This is a genomic window from Arthrobacter globiformis (assembly GCF_046536215.2).
Taxonomy (GTDB): domain Bacteria; phylum Actinomycetota; class Actinomycetes; order Actinomycetales; family Micrococcaceae; genus Arthrobacter; species Arthrobacter globiformis_E.
Window position 1 is genome coordinate 2,389,741 of sequence record NZ_CM143421.1, and the last position, 17,868, is coordinate 2,407,608.

At 66.2% G+C, this 17,868-nt stretch carries 18 protein-coding genes; 3 read left to right on the forward strand and 15 right to left on the reverse strand.

From position 1 onward, the window contains the following. Positions 1-148: 148 nt before the first annotated feature. The 4 genes from R5O87_RS10645 to R5O87_RS10660 all read right to left on the reverse strand — a co-directional run bounded on the left by R5O87_RS10645 (position 149) and on the right by R5O87_RS10660 (position 4,086). A complete protein-coding gene (locus tag R5O87_RS10645) occupies positions 149-1,819 on the reverse strand; it encodes a choice-of-anchor G family protein (protein ID WP_410557676.1) in 1,671 nt (556 codons plus the stop codon). Further along, positions 1,816-2,013: a hypothetical protein gene (locus R5O87_RS10650; protein WP_410557675.1), complete on the reverse strand. Its 198-nt coding sequence runs from the start codon at positions 2,011-2,013 to the stop codon at positions 1,816-1,818. The genes R5O87_RS10645 and R5O87_RS10650 overlap by 4 nt, the downstream gene beginning before the upstream one ends. Before the next feature lie 774 nt (positions 2,014-2,787). After that, positions 2,788-3,375 carry a signal peptidase I gene (locus R5O87_RS10655; protein ID WP_410557674.1) on the reverse strand — a complete coding sequence of 196 codons (588 nt, stop codon included), beginning with the start codon at positions 3,373-3,375 and terminating at the stop codon, positions 2,788-2,790. 9 nt (positions 3,376-3,384) lie between these two features. Continuing rightward, positions 3,385-4,086, reverse strand: a complete 702-nt coding sequence (locus R5O87_RS10660) for a SipW-dependent-type signal peptide-containing protein (RefSeq protein WP_410557673.1) — start codon at positions 4,084-4,086, stop codon at positions 3,385-3,387. A gap of 370 nt (positions 4,087-4,456) precedes the next feature. Between R5O87_RS10660 and R5O87_RS10665 the strand changes: the two genes are divergently transcribed. Both R5O87_RS10665 and R5O87_RS10670 read left to right on the forward strand, forming a co-directional pair. Then, positions 4,457-5,668 (forward strand): cobalamin-independent methionine synthase II family protein, encoded by a 1,212-nt coding sequence (locus R5O87_RS10665; RefSeq protein WP_410557672.1) that lies wholly within the window; start codon positions 4,457-4,459, stop codon positions 5,666-5,668. Between the two features lie 219 nt (positions 5,669-5,887). Further along, entirely contained in the window at positions 5,888-6,520 is a 633-nt protein-coding gene (locus tag R5O87_RS10670) for a uracil-DNA glycosylase family protein (RefSeq protein WP_410557671.1), read from the forward strand. Between the two features lie 159 nt (positions 6,521-6,679). Here the strand turns inward: R5O87_RS10670 and R5O87_RS10675 are convergent, their stop codons facing one another. The 3 genes from R5O87_RS10675 to R5O87_RS10685 all read right to left on the reverse strand — a co-directional run bounded on the left by R5O87_RS10675 (position 6,680) and on the right by R5O87_RS10685 (position 8,982). Next, the gene (locus R5O87_RS10675) at positions 6,680-7,126 is read right to left on the reverse strand and encodes a DUF3151 domain-containing protein (protein WP_410557670.1); all 447 of its coding nucleotides are present in this window, start codon (positions 7,124-7,126) and stop codon (positions 6,680-6,682) included. A 2-nt stretch (positions 7,127-7,128) separates the two neighbouring features. Then, a complete protein-coding gene (fbaA, locus tag R5O87_RS10680) occupies positions 7,129-8,148 on the reverse strand; it encodes a class II fructose-bisphosphate aldolase (RefSeq protein WP_410557669.1) in 1,020 nt (339 codons plus the stop codon). A 147-nt stretch (positions 8,149-8,295) separates the two neighbouring features. Further along, on the reverse strand, positions 8,296-8,982 hold the full coding sequence (locus tag R5O87_RS10685; protein WP_410557668.1) for a TrmH family RNA methyltransferase: 687 nt from the start codon (positions 8,980-8,982) through the stop codon (positions 8,296-8,298). A 52-nt stretch (positions 8,983-9,034) separates the two neighbouring features. On the opposite strand from R5O87_RS10685, the gene R5O87_RS10690 reads away from it, so the two are divergent. Further along, positions 9,035-9,871, forward strand: a complete 837-nt coding sequence (locus R5O87_RS10690; protein ID WP_410557666.1) for an HAD-IIA family hydrolase — start codon at positions 9,035-9,037, stop codon at positions 9,869-9,871. Between the two features lie 45 nt (positions 9,872-9,916). Here the strand turns inward: R5O87_RS10690 and R5O87_RS10695 are convergent, their stop codons facing one another. The 8 genes from R5O87_RS10695 to uidB form a co-directional block, all read right to left on the reverse strand. After that, positions 9,917-10,966, reverse strand: a complete 1,050-nt coding sequence (locus R5O87_RS10695; protein WP_410557665.1) for a thioesterase domain-containing protein — start codon at positions 10,964-10,966, stop codon at positions 9,917-9,919. A 113-nt stretch (positions 10,967-11,079) separates the two neighbouring features. Then, entirely contained in the window at positions 11,080-11,643 is a 564-nt protein-coding gene (locus R5O87_RS10700) for an STAS domain-containing protein (protein ID WP_410557664.1), read from the reverse strand. A 91-nt stretch (positions 11,644-11,734) separates the two neighbouring features. Next, positions 11,735-12,493, reverse strand: a complete 759-nt coding sequence (locus tag R5O87_RS10705; protein WP_410557663.1) for a GAF and ANTAR domain-containing protein — start codon at positions 12,491-12,493, stop codon at positions 11,735-11,737. Between the two features lie 83 nt (positions 12,494-12,576). Beyond that, positions 12,577-13,158 (reverse strand): orotate phosphoribosyltransferase, encoded by a 582-nt coding sequence (gene pyrE / locus R5O87_RS10710; protein WP_314193536.1) that lies wholly within the window; start codon positions 13,156-13,158, stop codon positions 12,577-12,579. 10 nt (positions 13,159-13,168) lie between these two features. Next, the gene (locus R5O87_RS10715; RefSeq protein ID WP_410557662.1) at positions 13,169-14,431 is read right to left on the reverse strand and encodes an FAD-dependent oxidoreductase; all 1,263 of its coding nucleotides are present in this window, start codon (positions 14,429-14,431) and stop codon (positions 13,169-13,171) included. Positions 14,432-14,579: 148 nt separating this feature from the next. Then, positions 14,580-15,149: a gluconokinase gene (locus tag R5O87_RS10720; RefSeq protein WP_410557661.1), complete on the reverse strand. Its 570-nt coding sequence runs from the start codon at positions 15,147-15,149 to the stop codon at positions 14,580-14,582. Next, complete coding sequence (manD, locus tag R5O87_RS10725) at positions 15,146-16,375, reverse strand: D-mannonate dehydratase ManD (RefSeq protein ID WP_410557660.1); 1,230 nt, start codon at positions 16,373-16,375, stop codon at positions 15,146-15,148. Before manD ends, R5O87_RS10720 begins: the two co-directional genes overlap by 4 nt. 83 nt (positions 16,376-16,458) lie before the next feature. Then, a complete protein-coding gene (gene uidB, locus R5O87_RS10730) occupies positions 16,459-17,850 on the reverse strand; it encodes a glucuronide transporter (protein ID WP_410557659.1) in 1,392 nt (463 codons plus the stop codon). Positions 17,851-17,868 lie beyond the last annotated feature (18 nt).

Consider the following 17,868-nt stretch of genomic DNA (forward strand, 5'->3'; position numbering starts at 1 on the left):
GGAAAACCTCTGCGGCGCCGTTCATGAGAATGCCCCGAGTGGACCGGCTTTCGCTGTTCCTCTGCAGGAACCAGCGACGCATCGGCCCCGGGGCTCTTACCACCCAAGTTTAGCGGATTGCACCGGTTTCTCCCGTGTCGCGGCACTCTCACGGGACACGCAGCGCCACAGGGCCGGCCGAGGAATTCCCGAGGGACAGGCTGAGTAGCCCTGCGTTGTCGATCAGCCCGACTCTCACCGCGGAGACCTTGTACTCTCCGGCAGCCGCAGCGACGTCCGCGGGTTTGGTGCCCGGCCAGGGCTGGTCGGGCTGGACGTTCACGTTTATGGCGACGACGGTGCTGACGGCGTTGAGGACGGATCCGACGGCGTTCTCGGCGGTCACTGTCAGGGGATCCAATGCGGCCTGCAGGTTGGACGCGATCACATTCGTGGGTGCAAGCACTGTGTTGGCCACTGCGCCAACGAGCGCCGCCGTCAGGGACGAAAGCAAAGGAGTGAGGTTCAGTCCAACCGTCTTGATGGTCGGTGGCGGCGCAGTTCCAGCCCGAAACTGCCCGAGGGTTCCTTTGATGCTGATCTCTGTGCTGCCCAGGGTGATTCCTGTGAGGGGCACGCGCACGTCCGCCGTGACAGTGGCGTCGAGTGTCACGGCGTCCAGTGCTGCCTGTAACTGCGTCGCGATGCGCCGGGTCAGCAGGTCGACATCCTTCTCCACTTCCGCAATGGACTCAGCGGTGAGGATCACTGGACTGTTGGGTGCAAGCCCTTTGCTGATCGACCCGCCGCCCGGCAGTTTGGTCAGGTCTACGCTTACCTCACCTGTATTCATCGTGATGGTGACGGCACCGTGGGACTGCGGTTTCTGCAGCAGGTCTTGAACCGGCTCAAGATCCAGCCCGCCAAGGGTTGCTTTTGTCGTTGTGGTCACTAGTCCGAGCGTGTCGAGGACGTCCTCGACCCCGCTGGTCAAGGATTGGATGAGGTCGCTCTCCAGGTCGTCCAGCACGGTCGGCAGCTCGTTCAGGACCGCGTTCGCAGGCTGGGCAACGGCTTCGACGGCGGGCACCTTGGCGTTCAGGTCCAGGCCGGCGATGCCGTAGTCACGCTCGACGGCAGGGGTGGGATCCAGCGTTGGCCAGCCGTTGGTCATCGCGCACCTGTCCAGCGTGGCAGACGAGGCGACGGCGCCGACGTCGAGCGTTACACCGGCCAGCGAGGCGGGGACGATGTTCCCCAGGGAGATGCTTGCTGCTTTCGGCGCCGCGGCGGCACCGTTTGCGGTTCCACCCACGTCAGTTGCGCCCGACTGGTCAGAGACCAGGCCGGAGGCGCCGTGCGATTGCCCGCTCTTCCGTGCCTGCGCCCACTGGGTGTAGCTGCCGGCCGCACCAACGGGGACACCGAGCCCCAGGCCCGCTTCAACAGCAGTGCCGTCCAGGACAGTGACGGGCAGCTTGCTGATGAAGGTGTCGGTGGTGCCGGGCACCGGAGTAGCGGTAACGGGCATCGGCGACGCCGTGGTTCCGTTGTTCGTCACGGTGAGTCCCTTAACGCCCGCGATGGAGTCCAGACTCATGTTCAGGACGGTCCCGCTCAGCTGGCGCGCCCAGGACTGGCTGGTGAACAGACTATTGGTGGTGCAGTCGCCGGGTGCGCCGACGCCGACGCCGCTGTGTATCCATTCGTCGTCGGTCCAGGCGGCGCTGGTGATGGTCGTCCCGGCGGCCAGCGAGATGGCCGCAATGGAGGCCACCAGCAGCGAATGCCGCGGCCGATCCACGACGCTCCGGGCTGCCCGTTTCAGTCTGGCCCTCACGGGGTGGTCCTCGTGGAAGCACGCGAACCGCGGAAGGCGGCAACAACGGCGGCGCCAAGCAGCACCAGTGCCCCGCCGGCGAAGAGCGCCGGCAGGATGGCAGCGCCGGTGTCACCCAGCCCGGCGTCTCCCCGGCTGGTGCCACCCGGGCTGGTGCCTACCGGCGGGTTCGTGTCTACGCGGCTGGTGTCCATCGGCGGGCTCGTGTCTACGCGGCTGGTGTCCATCGGCGGGCTCGCAGTCCCCGACTGGCCCGGCGCCGGCGATTGGTCCGGCCCTTGTGGTTGGGTTGGCTCCGGCGATTGGCCTGGCCCCGGCGACGGGTCTGGATCTGGAAAGCCCTCGCCCCCGGCGGACTCCCCCATGGCGCTCACACCAATCCCCAGCGTCAGTGAAGTGTCGCCAGATCCTGCAGAGCCGGCGGGCCGGGCAAGGGTAAACCGCAGAAAGGACGTCGTCCCTGCGCGAAGGTCGCTGAGCGGAACCTGGACATCCTGTCGAAGCGCGGCCAGTGTCGTGGATGGAATCCTGGAGATGGCGCCAGACGGACAGCTCAGGCTTCGGTTGAGTCCGCTGATTCCCTCCCACTGCACAGCACACTCCTCCACCGCGACCACGTACCTGTCAGTTCCTGCGATTTCCCCGGCCGCGGTCACCTGCAGCACGGACGCTGCCGTCGGTTCCGTCATTGTCAGGCCGATCTGCCAACTGAAGGACTCGTCCGGCTCAAGGACGGGCAGCGTCAGGGGATAGACAGAGGACGAGAGAGACAGCAAACCCGGAGCCCCGGTCTCGGGCACCGGAACCAAGTCTTCGGCCGCAACCGCAGTACCGACGCCGGCCCCTACAACCGTCAGCGTTAATACGAGTCTGGTCCCCCACACCCCAAGGCCCCTCCTGATTCCGCGCATTCCCTTCACCTCCTCCCTAAGCAGCCGGTGCCCTGATGCATTAGGTGCCCTGATGCATTAGGTTCCCTGCCGCGTCTGGCGTTTAGGCCAGTGCGCCCAGAGGACCAGCACGGCCAGCGCAAGTGTGGCTCCGGCAATGAATCCCGGGCCGCGCACCGTCATAAGCCACGAGCCGAGCACCGGCGCTGTCACCAGCACTTTCTGGGCCGTGGCGACTTCGTAGGGCAAGGGATCCTGGGAGCTGTTCGCATCGCCCTTGAGAGTCAGCGATGTTCTTGCCCCCGCCGATTCTGGCGGTGTCACGGAAACCACGCGGTGGGTGATCAGAACGCTCGAGTCCTCACGCTTCACGGATACGACGTCGCCCGGCACCAGGTCTGCCGCCTCGACTTGGACTGTCAGGGACAAAGCGCCCACCGGATATTGGGGCTCCATGGAACCTGTCCGGAAGACCACGAAGGACGCTTTGAAGACGAACCCGAGGATCAGAGCCAGAATGCACGCCAGCCCCAGAGCGGCCACCAGTGTCAAGGCAACTTCACGGACGATTTTGAGGAGGCGCAACAGGACCGGCGGGACCGCCGTCCCGCGCGGCGCCGAGGCCGCACGGGACGGAGAACCTTGCCCGGCAATTACTTCCGGCATGGCCAGTGGCTACGAGCCGACGGTGCTCGTGAACTTCCAGAGCGGAACTGTCTTCAGCCCTTGAAGAGTATCTGTGGCGCTGGACGGGAGCGTGAGCGCAAAGCAGATATCGACGGCGGCACCGTCCGTCACGGTGTCGCCCGCCGCCGGGAGAACAATGTTGTTCGCCACTCCGGGTTCGGAAATGGTGCCCAGCGGGGATCCTGCAGGAACGATATTGGTTCCGACAGCCGCGAAGCCCGTGGCGTTGCACAGCGCCTTGTCCACATTCTGCTTCGCCTCGTACCTTAGCTCGGAGTAGAGAACCGAGGAGTTGGTCACAGCGTCGATGGGAGTGGACTGCACAGCCTGCGTCAGTCGGGCTACCAGCGCCTCAGAACCGGCCGCCGCGCGCAGCTGCATGGGAGCGTAGACAGTACTGCCCGGCACCAGGTTGTCGGCATTGACGCTGAACGTGAGAGCCCCACCGGGCGCCGCGTCCTTGTCACCCCAGACTGCTGCCCCTCCAGTCCCAGTCCAGGTGTTTTGCTGCATGTGGTACGTCTTCGTTCCCGGGCCGCCGCCGTTGCCGCTTTGGCCGAAAACCCATTCATTGTCGGTCCAGGCGGCGAGCGTGAAGGCCGCGCCGACTCCCAGGACAAGTCCGGCCGCCAGAATGGCCCGGACTTTCGTAGCTTTTGCGCGCGGCTCAGCGCCGGTTGATGCAACCATTATTTCCCCCAAATTTAGATGTGTACCGAGCGATAAAAATCGGCTGCAGGTATGGGGGAGCATCGGTGTTTCCCCCAAAAAACCGATAGCTTCAACTGATCATTTGCGCAGGTCAAAGTCAAGTTAAACGTTTTGAGGCGCTCTCGACGAACCCCGGTTCGCGGCCGAATCAGCCGCCACCAGTCGACACATTCCGACTGCGATTTGCCACTCACTCTCTGCGCGGACTTAAGTGATAGTGAACCATCCCGAGCGGCCGAGAGACCTGGATCGCTGACGCCGCAGCAACCTTGCCACCGGTTGGCGACGCCCGTGCGCCTGCCGTCCGTAAAGGTGCTACCGCCAGGACCGATGGAAAGGAACCCACGCCTTGTCTCTGAACACCGACCACATCCGCGTCACCCATGCCGGATCACTTCCCCGCACCCCTGAGCTCATCGCCGCCAACGCAGCCAAGGAAGCCGACGGCATCACGCCGGAGTTCCTGGACCTGCTGGAAACCTCAGTGGTGGACATCGTCCGGCGCCAAAAGGACCTGGGCATCGACATTCCCAACGACGGCGAATATGGACACGCCATGTCCAACACCGTGGACTACGGCGCCTGGTGGAACTACTCGTTCGCACGGCTGGGTGGCCTCGAGCCCACCAATGTGGACCGGTGGGCCGACGCCGCGGTGCACCGGTCCACGCCGGGAAACATCGTCCTGACCTCGTTCCCGGACCGCCGGGACAGGCAAAAGTTCAAAGACGCGTACAACGATCCCTCCTCCGGGATCCTCGCCCACCGCAAGAGCGTGGCACAGCCCAAGATCGCCGGCCCGCTGACCTACACAGGGCAGGACCTCGTGGCCTCGGACGTCACCAACCTCAAGACCGGCCTGCAGGCGGCCGGCCTCACCGAGGGGTTCGTCGCGTCGCTGTCCCCCGGCTCCTGCGCCCGGGTAACCAATGAGTATTACAAGACCGAAGAGGAACTCGTCTACGCCTGTGCCGACGCCATGCGGGAGGAATACAAGGCAATCATCGACGCCGGGCTGACCGTCCAGCTCGATGACCCGTCGCTGGCGGAGAGCTGGGACCAGATCAACCCGGAACCCAGCCTCGAGGACTACCTCAACTTCATCCAGCTCCGGGTCGAGGCCACCAACTGGGCCCTCCGCGACCTGCCGGAAGAGCAGATTCGGCTGCATGTCTGCTGGGGATCCTGGCACGGCCCCCACACCACTGACATCCCGTTTGCCGACATCATCGGCCCCGTCCTGCAGATCAATGCCGGCGGCTACTCGTTCGAGGCAGCCAATGTCCGGCACGAGCACGAATGGCGCGTGTGGGAAGACACCACGCTCCCCGAGGGCAAGGTCATCATCCCGGGTGTGGTCTCGCACGCCACCAACGTCGTGGAACATCCGGAACTGGTGGCAGACCGGATCGAACGCTTCGCCAGGCTCGTCGGACGCGAGAGGGTGATCGCCTCCACTGACTGCGGCCTCGGCGGCCGCGTCCACCCGCAGATCGCCGTCGCCAAACTCGAGGCTCTCGGAGAGGGCGCGCGCCTCGCCACCAAACGGCTCTGGAAGTGATTTAGCCCTCATTTGCTGCCCTGCAGGCCCTTCCCCGCGCGACTCCGCCACGGCGACGCGCGGGGGCGGGGCCTCATGGTTCGGACGCCTTGCTAAACTGGGAAGGACCGGTCAGGTACCGGTCCACCTCATTTCACACCACGCCGCATTCGGCATGCCTGCGGCGTGCCGGCCCTGCGGCGCGGCGGAGCGACCCACCTGCAGGAGACACAGCACCATATGACCGCCCTGGCTACCGAATCCTTCCATGAACAGCTTCTGAGGCGCCGTTACGAGCCCAATGTTGCCGCTGTCAATGAGCTCTGCGATACGCTGCAGAGCGCCAAGCCGGGCACCCAGGTGCCGTACGTCGATCCCGCACACGACGTCGAGGAATGCCGCATCATCAGCCTCTTCTCCAACATCGGCACGGCATCGCCCACCGGCTTCATCATGCCGGGCGACGACGACGCAGCCACCCGCATGCTGGGCCTCCAGTGGAAGCTGGGCCTGCGGCCGGAGTACATCATGCCGTGGAACGTGCACCCGTGGCACACGCCGGGCGAACCGAACGGCAAGTTCACCCCCGACCAGATCCAGGCCGGCCTGAAGCCGCTGCTCAAGGTCCTGGCCCTGGTCCCCCGCGCCTCGGTCATCGTGGCCCACGGCACCGAGGCCAACCGCCTCGCCGGCCTGCTGCTCAAGACCGAAGTTCCGCTGCTGTGGCGCCGCGGCCTGAAGACCTACAAGGTCCGTTCGCTGAGCGGCCGCTCCTTCGCCGGCACCCCCGAGCGGCAGAAGCAGTACCTCGACGAGATGCACGTTGCCTACGCCGACGCCATGGCCCGCACCGGCCTGCAGAAGGCCAGCTAGCAAAGACGACCGTCAGGTTTCAACTGGCTCAACCAGCGGTCCGACCAAGCAGAACAAGGTCAAGCAGCGGCGGGCGGCCACCTTCCTCAAGAAGGTGACCGCCCGCCGTCGTTAATGGGGCCTCCGCCGCGGAGGGTTCCCTGGTTGAGCGGAGCGAAGCTAGGAACGCGGTGGGGAGGTGTGCTGCTTGGCCTCGATGGCTGCCTTGGCTGCCGGGTCCGAGTCGTTGAGGAACTTCTCGATGCGCTCGGGCTCCTCCGCCTCGTTGATGGCGGCTGAGGCGCGGCCCAGCGAGTACAGCGCCCGCAGGAAGCCGCGGTTGGGCTCGTGCTCCCACGGGATGGGCCCCACGCCACGCCAGCCGTTGCGCCGGAGCGAGTCAAGGCCACGGTGGTAGCCGACCCGCGCGTAGGCGTAGGAATCGATGGTGCGGCCTTCCGCCCACGCCTCCTCTGCCAGCACGGCCCACAACAGCGACGACGTCGGGTGCTTTTCCACGAGGTCCAGCGCCTCAGCGCCGAGCGCGAGGTGCTGGTACACCTCGGTCTCGGCGGGCAGGAGCGTGGGCTCGGGGCCCAGCAGATTCTTGCGGAACTCGTCGGACATGACTAGAAGGTCTTGCCTGCGGAGCCGAGCTGCTGGGTTGCCTCAACAACACGGGCGGCGAGGCCGGCTTCGGCGGAGGCGCCCCAGACGCGGGGGTCGTAGGTCTTCTTGTTGCCCACCTCGCCGTCAACCTTCAGCACGCCGTCGTAATTGCGGAACATGTGGTCCGCCACCGGACGCGTGTACGCGTACTGCGTGTCCGTGTCGATGTTCATCTTGATCGTGCCGTACGAGACAGCGTCCGCGATCTCCTGGTCAGATGACCCCGACCCGCCGTGGAACACCAGGTCAAACGGGTTCTCCTTGCCGATCTTCGCACCCACCTGGGCCTGGATGTCCTTCAGGATCTCCGGACGCAGCTTCACCCCGCCCGGCTTGTACACACCGTGCACGTTACCGAACGTCAAAGCGGTGATGTACCGGCCGTTCTCCCCGGCGCCCAGGGCATCGATCGTGGCCAGCGCGTCTTCCACCGTGGTGTAGAGCTTTTCGTTGATCTCGTGCTCGACGCCGTCTTCTTCGCCGCCGACCGTGCCGATCTCGACCTCGAGGATGATCTTGGCTGCGGCCGTGCGGGCCAGCAGCTCACGGGCGATCCGCAGGTTCTCCTGCAGCGTCTCGGCCGAACCGTCCCACATGTGCGAGTTGAACAGCGGGTTCCGGCCGGCCTTGACCTCGGCCTCGGAGGCGGCCAGCAGCGGCAGCACGAAACCGTCCAGCTTGTCCTTGGGGCAGTGGTCGGTGTGCAGCGCGATGTTCACGTTGTAGTTCTTCGCCACCTCACGGGCGAACGCGGCGAAGCCCAGCGACCCGGCAACCATGTCCTTCGTCGAGGCACCGGACCAGTACGCCGCACCACCGGTGGAAACCTGCACAATGCCGTCAGACTCGGCCTCAGCGAAACCGCGCAGGGCAGCATTCAGGGTCTGGGAAGACGTGACGTTGACCGCCGGGAACGCGAAGCCGCCCTTCTTGGCGCGGTCGATCATGTCGGCATAAATCTCTGGGGTTGCAATTGGCATGCTGACTCCTAAATCGAATTTCGTCTGCGGGTTGGGTAGACCCTGGAGTGAACCTCGTCGGCTAGCAACCATCCTAGCCATTTCTGTTCAGGCGCCGTGTTTCGGGTCACCAGGCCGGGTAACACTTGCGGCAGCTCGGCGCGGGACTCAGACGCGCTGGCCGAACACGTGCCGGCGCACCCAGGCATGCATGGCGATCGCCGCGGCCGAGCCCGCGTTGATGGAGCGGGTGGATCCGAACTGCTCGATGGACAGCGTGGCCTCCGCCGCCTCATGCACCTCCGGGGTCAGCCCGGGGCCTTCCTGCCCGAACACCAGCACGCATTTCTGCGGCAGCTCGTACGTTTCCAGCGGCACGGAGTCGGGGAAGATGTCGATCCCGATGATGGCCAGCCCCTCCCCCTGCGCCCAGGCCACGAAGTCCTCGACGGTGGGGTGGTGGCGGACGTGCTGGTAGCGGTCGGTGACCATCGCCCCGCGCCGGTTCCACCGCCGTCGTCCGATGATGTGGACCTCCTTGGCGAGGAACGCGTTGGCGGTGCGCACCACGGTGCCGATGTTAAGGTCGTGCTGCCAGTTCTCGATGGCGATGTGGAAGTCGTGCCGCTTGGAGTCGAGGTCCGCGACGATCGCCTCATGCTTCCAGTACCTGTACTTGTCAACGACGTTGCGCCGGTCGCCGTCGGCCAGGAGGTCCGGATCCCAGTGGTCACCTTCCGGCAATTCACCCTCCCAGGGCCCGACGCCGACCTCCGGCTTTGGCTCCGGCGTCCCGTTCTGGTCTGACTGGCATGGTTCTGGCTGGGGTTCGGGTGTCCCGGGCGTTTGCGTCACCCCTCAACACTAGACTGGGCTCCGAACGCAAACATCTTGGTGAAGGAATGACATGGCAGAAGCGGACAAGGTAAAGACATCGGCGGCCGTGTACCGCAGCGGCCAAGAGATTGAATGCTGGCTCACCGACATGGACGGCGTCCTGGTGCATGAGAACCAGGCCGTCCCCGGAGCCCCGGAACTGATCCAGCGCTGGGTGGACACCTCAAGGCGCTTCCTGGTCCTGACCAACAACTCGATCTTCACGCCGCGCGACCTCGCCGCCCGGCTGCGGGCCTCGGGCCTGGAAATCCCGGAGGAGAACATCTGGACGTCGGCCCTGGCCACGGCCCAGTTCCTGAAGGACCAGGTTTCCGCCGGAGGGCCCGACAGTGGAAACCGCGCGTACACCATCGGCGAGGCGGGGCTGACGACGGCGCTCCACGAGGCAGGCTTCATCCTCACCGACCAGAACCCTGACTTCGTGGTGCTCGGCGAAACCCGCACGTACTCGTTCGAGGCGATCACCACGGCCATCCGCCTCATCCTCGCCGGCGCCCGCTTCATCGCCACCAACCCGGACGCCACCGGCCCCTCCAAGGAGGGTCCGCTGCCGGCCACGGGCGCCATCGCCGCACTGATCACCAAAGCCACCGGCCGCGAGCCCTACATTGTGGGCAAGCCGAACCCCATGATGTTCCGCTCGGCCATGAACCAGATCGACGCGCACTCGGAGACCACCGCCATGATCGGCGACCGCATGGACACCGACATCATCGCTGGTATGGAAGCCGGGCTGCACACGGTCCTGGTGCTCAGCGGCATCACCCAGCGCGACGAAATCGCCTCCTACCCGTTCCGCCCCAACCAGGTGCTCAACTCCGTGGCGGACCTCAAGAACCAGATCTGACGCGGGCCAGGCCGGGCTGCCGGCCCGCGCTCTGCTGCGCCGCGACTAGAACGGGGTCATCTTCCCGCCGCCTCCGGGCAGCGGGAAGATCTCGTTCTCCAGGTCGTCGAGGATGGGCCGGTACACGAACGGGTTCCAGCCCGGGCTGGCGTGTGCCGGCAGCGCCCCGGTGGTCTGCCGGTCGTCCGAGACCATGTTGGCGGCGAACGTGCGCGCCCACGAATCACGGGCGGTCTGGTAATTGACGGTCTGGTCCCGTGGATTCCCGATGTAGGCCATGCGGGCGTCCCCGATCCGGCCTGCGAAGCGCGTGGCATCGAAGTGGTAGATGTAGGCGGATTCCGTCTGGATCAGCACGCTCGAGGGTGCAATCGGGGAGAGCTGTTCCAGCGTCTGGTCCAGGATTTGGCCCCAGGTGCGTTCATTCTTGTGTGCCACGCGCTCCCCCAGTTCGTACCCCCCGCGCAGCACGGACGGGATCCGGAAGCCGCTTTCGTAGAGGAACACCACGCCGTCGAACCAGCTCTGGTCCAGGACGTCGAACTTGCTGTAGGGGCTGCAGTCGAGCAGGATCAGTTCAACCTTGACGCCGTGCAGCTCCAGCAGCCGGGCGGCCACCTGCGTGGCCACCATGCCGCCAAAGCTGTGGCCGTAGAAGTAGAGCGTGGTGAGGTTGTGCGCACGGACGTGCTCGATCACCGCGATCACCAGCTGGTCGATGTCCAGGCCCAGGTTCGAATACCCTGCCGCAGCAAGCTGGCCGCGCAGCCGCAGGCTTCCGCGGAGCGAGTTGAGGATCCACTGGGCCTCCTCCCAGCTGGTCTTGTACCCGGGAAACAGGATCCAGCTGGCGTGCGGGAAGTAGCTCTGCGCGAAGTCGTCCTCGACCACAAGGATCTTGTGGACCTGCCGTTCCTCCTGCACTTGCTTCGTGAAGAGCATGTCCGCGGCGAGGATGGTGGAGGCGCCGGCGCCGGTGAGGAAGGTCCGGCGCGAGAAGCGCTTCAGGTCTGCGGCGCGCCGAAGCAGCCGGGCAGCGTCTGCGCCCGGCGCCTTAGGCCGGCCCGTCCGGCCGGCGGCCCCTTCATATGGCACTGAACTACCCTAGGCACAGTCCGGCCGGGCAACACAAGTGACAACTCAAATGCCCCGCACGGCTCACGGCCCGGCAGGCTGTTGATCGGGAAGTTGGGGTCTGGGCCGCCTGGTCAGCTGCTTGAGGCGTGTTTCTCGGCCGGGTCGGCCGGTTCCCGGCGAGTGATCTCCTCGCCGATTGCCTCGTACCGGGCCAGCAGTTCATGTCCGGAATGTCCCGACGGATCGTCCAGCATCCCGAAGACCGCGTCGCTCGCGGCCAGCAGCTCGTCAGGCGAATAGTCGGACAGCTGGCGGAGCCCGGCCACCCCCAGTGCCTGGGACAGCTCTGACGGGTTCATCATCGCCGTGAAATCAGGCCGCGATTCCGCCACGGCCTGGCCGCGGGCGGACATGACCTCAAGGAACACCCCCGGTGCGCCTGGCGCGGCCACCTGCCGCGTGCCGGCGTCGAGGGCGTTGAGGTCGAAGCGAAGGCCGGCGAGGGCGGATGACTCGACGAAGGAAGCGTGCGAAAGATCCACAGTGATGGGCGAAGAGATGCCCATCCGGCGGAGGCGCTGGATTTGGTGCATCAGCTCCGGGCGGGACGCCAGGGTGAGGCTCCCGCGCACGTCAATGCGGGCAGTGCCGGCGGCGTCGTCGATCTTAATGAGGGGATTAAGCTGGTTGTCCATAGGTACTCCAAACGGGGTGTCTATGGCCGACGGCTCAACCTCGGACAGCCTATCCCGGCTAGTCCCGCCGCACAACCAGCCGGCAACCCGGCTACCCCGCCTGGACCTTCCCGGGCTCCTCGAAGTGGGTGCTGGCCTCGGCGCCTCCCACCGAATTCACCAGCGACGCAGCGATGTCCCGAAGCTTCACGTTGCTGTGGCTCGAGGCATCGGTGAGGATGCGCACGGCCGTCGCCTGGCTGCACCGGTTCTGCGCCATAACGATGCCGACGGCGATGTCTATGACGGTCCGTGATTCCAACGTGGCGCGGAGGTTCGTGGCGCTGTCAGTGTGCAGCGAAAACCTGACCGCCAGGCGCAGGGCCTGGGAGATCTCCCGGGTGTATCCGCGGGCGCGGGCTGCGGCAACCTCGTTGAACTTGTGGGGCACGTCGGAGTACAGGTTGAGAGCGGCCTTCGCGTCCCCCTGCAGGTTGAAGGGCAGCGACAGCACCGAACGCAGCCCGTGCGAAGCCACCGCATTAGCGTAATCAGGGCCCCACCGGTCTTCTTCGAAGAGATCCGGAACGTGGACTTCCCGCTCTTCCTCCGCAGCCGTCAGGCACGGCCCCCGGGACAGCGAATACTGGATTTCATCCACCTCGCGGGCGGAGTCGCTGCTCCAGCCGATCGTCGCTGCCTTGCGGTCCCTCAGCAGCGTGATACCGCAGAGGGCGTCGTCGCCGTCGCCTGCCACCTGGTGCGCCGAGTACCGCGCCAGCTCGTTGAGGAAGTCTTCAAAATCGGCACTCTCCAGAATGAGGTTCTGGATTTGCTCAACACTGCTCAGGGCTTGATCCGACGGGCGCATGACGGGTACTCCAAGTGAAGGGACTGTTCCGGGGTACGGAAATATTAGGCCACCCGGGGTTTGCCGTCCACTAGGGCGGCCGGTCAGCTCAGGCCGAGCTCGTCCTTGCTGAAGGCGTACAGGTACGGCACGCCGGCTTCGGCTTCGATCTTTTCTTTGGCGCCCGTGTCACGGTCGACGATGACGGCAACTGCGACGACGTTGCCGCCGGCGTTGCGAACACCTTCGACGGCGGTCAGGGCGGAACCGCCGGTGGTGGAGGTGTCCTCGAGCACCAGGACCTTGCGGCCCTCAACGGAGGGGCCTTCCACCTGGCGGCCCATGCCGTAGGACTTCTGCGCCTTGCGGACCACGAACGCGTCGATCGCCCGGCCGGCGTCGGTGGCGGCGTGCATGACGGCGGTGCCCACGGGGTCGGCCCCCATCGTCAGGCCGCCGGCGCACTCAAAGTCGATGCCGGCGTCGTCGATCAGGGAAAGCATGACCTGGCCCACGAGCTTGGAGGCCTCGTGGTGCAGGGTGATGCGGCGCAGGTCGATGTAGTAGTCGGCCTCGGCACCGCTGGACAGGATGACCTTGCCGCGGACAACCGCGAGCTCCTTGATCAGTTCCAGAAGTCGGGCACGGGCAGCGGTGTTGGAAAGCGAGTCCGGGGTGGCAGTCATGGGCTCCAGTTTAGTCTGTGCCGGGTGCCTTGCCGGGCCCCGCGTCCACCCGCCGGGCGAAGGCGGGTGCGTGCTCGGGCAGGGGCCCGTGCGCGATCAGCCGCGGCAGCAGCCTCATCAGGACGGGAACATGCTGGGCGAGGTACATCACCGCCGCCGGGGGGCCGGACCTCTTGCCGGTAAAGAGCGGGATGAAGACGCCCCGGTGCATGAGGCGCTGGACGGACTGGATGATCACGGTTGGCAGTTGCCGCCGCCGCTGCACTGCCGCGAGGTCCTTCTCAGTGACTTTGCCGCGCAGCAGCGCGGGGGCAAGCCGGGCAGCCGCGGCCACGGCGTCCTGGATGGCCAGGTTGATGCCCACCCCGCCGGCAGGGGACATCGCGTGCGCGGCGTCGCCGATGCAGAGCAGCCCGTCCACGTACCAGCGCTGCAGGCGGTCCAGCCGGACATCCAGCCAGTGCAGGTCGTCCAGGGACCGGATGGCACCGACGCGGTCGGCGAGGTCCGGCCGCAGTGCGGCGATCCGTTCGCGGAACCGCTCCACGCCCTCGCTTTTGATGCGGTCCCCGGCGCCCTTCGGGCCGAAGTAGCCCATCTGGTAGTACGTGTCCCTGAACAGGGCGATGACGGCGTCGCGGTCGCCGAAGGCCGGAACAATTCCGGCGATTTCCCCCTGTTCGGACTCCGCCCGGGGCAGCTTGAACCACCAGGTGTCGAACGGCACCGGGTATTCCTTCGATCTCAGGCCGGCAGCCTGGCGCAGCACTGAATGCCGGCCGTCCGTGGCCACCACGAGGTCTGCGCGGAGCGCGCCTTCCGTACCGTCCTTGGTGACATACCGGATCCCGGTGACCCGGCCGCCGTCGTACATCAGGGACGTTGCCTTATGCTCCATCAGGAGCGTGAACGTTGGCTCCTGTTCGGCGGCCCTGGCGAGGAAGTTCAGGAAGTCCCACTGGGGCATCATGGCGATGTAGTTGTAGGGCGGCCGCAGCGCAGCGAAGTTGCCCAGGGTGACCATGCCGCCGCCGGGCGTGGGAAAGGCGACGTTGCGCAGCCGGCTTTGCGGCAGTCCGCGGAACTCGGCGCCGAGGCCCAGCTCGTCGATGAGGCGGACGGTGGAGGCATGGACAGTGTCGCCGCGGAAGTCGCGGAGGAAGTCGCCGTGTTTTTCGAGGACAGTAACCTCCACGCCGGCCCGCGCCAGCAAGAGGCCCAGCATCATGCCGGCCGGCCCGCCGCCCACCACCGCGCACCCTGTACTCTCCATGAGCCATACGGTACGCCTCCCCGCCCGCGGCAGCACAGAGCCCGAACGGACACTTCCGCCCCTCCGAAAGCGCGAACTGGCAGCTAATGACCTCAAACCGCGGATTTGGGGTCATCTGCTGCCAGTTCGCGCATCTGCAGCAGGGTGGCTAGCTCGCCGCGCGGCAGCCCAGGCGCTCGAGGCCGGCCATCGCCTGTTCGACGACGGCGGCCACCGGTGCGGCGATGTCCACCACCACGCCTGCCTCGTCGGCCTGCAAGGGTTCGAGGGTGGCCAGCTGCGAGGCGAGGAGGGCGGGCGGCATGAAGTGGCCGGTCCGCCCCTCGGTCCGGGTGGTCAGGACCTCTTTGCTGCCGTGCAGGTGCAGGAACACCGTGTCCGGGGCCTGTTCCCGGATCGCATCCCGGTAGCTGCGCCGCAGCGCAGAGCAGGCGAGGACCAGTCCGTCCGGGCCGGCGGCCGCCAGTTCCCGGCCCACGATCGCCAGCCAGGGCCCGCGGTCCTCGTCGGTCAGCGGCGTGCCGGCGGACATCTTGGCGACGTTCTCCACCGGGTGCAGGGAGTCGCCGTCGAGGAACGGCGCGCCCAGTCCGCGGGCCAGGAGGTCGCCGATGGTGGTCTTGCCGCAGCCGGACACGCCCATGACGATCACGCGGAGGCCGGTGCCCGGCGTCGACCCGGGCGGTGTACGCCGCCCGCCTGAAGCGTGCCCGCTCACCAGTCGTGGACCGTTCCGTCGACGAGGCGGTTGTAGGGCAGGTAGGCCTGCTGGTACGGGTAGGCGGCCGCGGCTTCCTCGTTAAATTCGACGCCGATGCCGGGCTTGTCGCCCGGGTGCAGGTAGCCGTCGGTGAAGGTCATGGACTGCTCGAACACCTGGTTGGTCTTGTCTGAGTGCTGCATGTATTCCTGGATGCCGTAGTTGTGGATGGCCAGTCCTACGTGCAGCTGCGCGGCGAATCCGACCGGGGAGATGTCGGTGGGGCCGTGGAAGCCGGACTTGATCTGGTACTGCGCGGCGAAGTCCATGACCTTCTTCAGCGGGCTGATCCCGCCGAAGTGGGTGGACGCTGCGCGGACGTAGTCGATCAGCTGTTCCTTGATGATGGTCTGGTAGTCGTACACGGTGTTGAAGATCTCACCGATCGCCAGCGGGGTGGTGGTGTGCTGCCGGACCAGGCGCAGTGCCTCCTGGTTCTCGGCCGGGGTGCAGTCCTCCAGCCAGAACAGGTCATACGGCTCCAACGCCTTGCCCAGCTTCGCGGCCTGGATCGGCGTCATCCGGTGGTGCCCGTCGTGCAGCAAAGGCAGTTCCGGGCCGAACTCGTTCCGGACCGCCTCAAACACGGTGGGCAGGTGGCGCAGGTACGCCCGGGTGTCCCAGTCCTCCTCCACCGGGAACGCACCCCGGCCGGCGGGTTCGTAGTCGTACCGCTCCCCCGACGCCTGCGCCTGGGCGGCCACCCCGTAGACGGCCTTGATCCCGGGCACCGCGGTCTGGATCCGCACCGACTTGTAGCCGAGTTCCAAGTGCTCCCGGACCGAATCAAACAAGGAGGGGATGTCCGAGCCCGAGGCATGGCCGTACGCGCGCAGCCCGTTCCGGGACGCCCCGCCGAGCAGCTGGTACACCGGCATGCCGGCCAGCTTGCCCTTGATGTCCCACAACGCCATGTCCACCGCGGCGATCGCCGCCATCGTCACCGGGCCGCGCCGCCAGTACGAGGACCGGTACAGGAACTGCCAGGTGTCCTCGATCCGGTGCGGATCCTTCCCGATCAGCAACTGCGCCACGTGCTCCTTCAGGTACGCGGCCACCGCAAGCTCACGCCCGTTCAGCGTGGCATCACCGATGCCGGTCACACCGTCCTCGGTGGTGATCCGCAGCGTCACGAAGTTACGGGACGGGCTGGTCACGAAGACTTCCGCGGCAATGATTTTCACAACAGGTCCTTTCGGATGGACTGGGTCAGGGGTCAGCTGGTGGATGCTCGGTTGGCAGGTACTGCTCAGTTGGTGGGCGCTGCTCAGTTGATGGTCGTGGTGACGGGCCCGACGGCGGCACCGGCCGTTTTGGGGGCATCGCCGCTTTCGCGGCGGGCCGTGATGTCCGCCAGGATCCGGGCGTGCATGGTGTCCGTGAGCTTGTACTTGGCCATGACCAGCACGGCCAGCAGGGTCATGACGGCGGGCAGCGCACCGGCGGCAACCTGGATGCCGTGTACGGCCTCAGCCGTCTGGGCAGCGCCTGACTTGTAGCCGCCCAGGGCCAGCGCGTAGGCCGCCAGCGCGCCGCCTACGGCTTGGCCGGTCTTCCGGGTGAAGGAGAAGAGCGCGTAGGTGATGCCTTCAGTGCGGACGCCGGTCTTCCATTCGCCGTATTCAACGGTGTCGGCCTCAAGGGCCCAAACGACGATGCTCACGGCGAGGACGCCCGTCACGCTGATCACCAGGCCGGAGAAGCCGATCCACACCTGGCTGGCCGGGGTGAAGAAGACGATCGCGCCACCCGCAGCAGAAATCAGCGACGAGACGATGTAGACGCGCTTCTTGCCGGCGCCCCGCACCATCCTGGGCATGAAGGCCGACAGCACGAAGGTGAGGACCAGCTGGATGATGGAGAGCACCGGGTAGAGGTCCAGCCTGCCCAGGACGTCGCGCAGGTAGTACAGCTGCACGGAGGTCAGGGCGAGGTAGCCGGTGAGGAAGAAGAAGGAGCTCAGGCAGAGCATCAGGAGCGGCTTGTTGCCTTTGAGGGTGTCCATGCTCTGCTTGAAGGTGACGTTCGGAACGGCGCGGTGCACCCGTTCCTTGGCGGTCAGGGCCGTGAAGAAGTACAGGCCGGCGCCGATCACCACGAACACCAGCGTGAGGGTGGTGAAGGTTGCCTGCAGGCCGGCGGCGCCGGGCTTGATCAGCGGGGCCACGAAGATGCCCAGGGAAGAGCCCACCAGCAGGGCCCCGATCATGCGGGCCGAGCCGAGCTTGGCCCGGTCGCCCGGGTCCTGTGTCATGGCGCCGGCCAGCGACCCGTACGGGATGTTGACCAGGCTGTAGGCCAGGCCGAGGGCGGCGTAGGTGACGTAGGCATAGAGCAGGCTGCCCGACTCACCGAGCTGCGGCACCGAGAACGTGGCCACGCTGAGGAGCAGGAGCGGGATGGAACCGAACATGATGAAAGGCCGGAATTTGCCGAACCGCTTGCTGTACGAGCGGTCCACGATCCGGCCGGCAAAAACGTCGGCGAAGGCGTCGAAGATGCGCACCGCCAGGAGCAGGGTGCCGGCCGCTGCCGCCGAGATTCCGGCCACGTCCGTGTAATACACCAGCAGGAACATGGTGGCGGTGGTGAAAGCGAGATTGTTGGCGGCATCGCCGGCTCCGTAGCCGATGATGCTGAGCTTGTTCAGCTTTTTCATGAGTGGGCTCCTTTACCC

Bases quoted from the DNA above. Each gene is read 5' to 3' on its own strand.
- R5O87_RS10670 (WP_410557671.1), top strand. From the start codon at position 5,888: ATGACCGCCCTGGCTACCGAATCCTTCCATGAACAGCTTCTGAGGCGC.
- uidB (WP_410557659.1), bottom strand. From the start codon at position 17,850: ATGAAAAAGCTGAACAAGCTCAGCATCATCGGCTACGGAGCCGGCGAT.
- R5O87_RS10675 (WP_410557670.1), bottom strand. From the start codon at position 7,126: ATGTCCGACGAGTTCCGCAAGAATCTGCTGGGCCCCGAGCCCACGCTC.
- R5O87_RS10650 (WP_410557675.1), bottom strand. From the start codon at position 2,013: ATGGACACCAGCCGCGTAGACACGAACCCGCCGGTAGGCACCAGCCCG.
- fbaA (WP_410557669.1), bottom strand. From the start codon at position 8,148: ATGCCAATTGCAACCCCAGAGATTTATGCCGACATGATCGACCGCGCC.
- R5O87_RS10690 (WP_410557666.1), top strand. From the start codon at position 9,035: ATGGCAGAAGCGGACAAGGTAAAGACATCGGCGGCCGTGTACCGCAGC.
- pyrE (WP_314193536.1), bottom strand. From the start codon at position 13,158: ATGACTGCCACCCCGGACTCGCTTTCCAACACCGCTGCCCGTGCCCGA.
- R5O87_RS10660 (WP_410557673.1), bottom strand. From the start codon at position 4,086: ATGGTTGCATCAACCGGCGCTGAGCCGCGCGCAAAAGCTACGAAAGTC.
- R5O87_RS10700 (WP_410557664.1), bottom strand. From the start codon at position 11,643: ATGGACAACCAGCTTAATCCCCTCATTAAGATCGACGACGCCGCCGGC.
- R5O87_RS10655 (WP_410557674.1), bottom strand. From the start codon at position 3,375: ATGCCGGAAGTAATTGCCGGGCAAGGTTCTCCGTCCCGTGCGGCCTCG.
- R5O87_RS10705 (WP_410557663.1), bottom strand. From the start codon at position 12,493: ATGCGCCCGTCGGATCAAGCCCTGAGCAGTGTTGAGCAAATCCAGAAC.
- R5O87_RS10715 (WP_410557662.1), bottom strand. From the start codon at position 14,431: ATGGAGAGTACAGGGTGCGCGGTGGTGGGCGGCGGGCCGGCCGGCATG.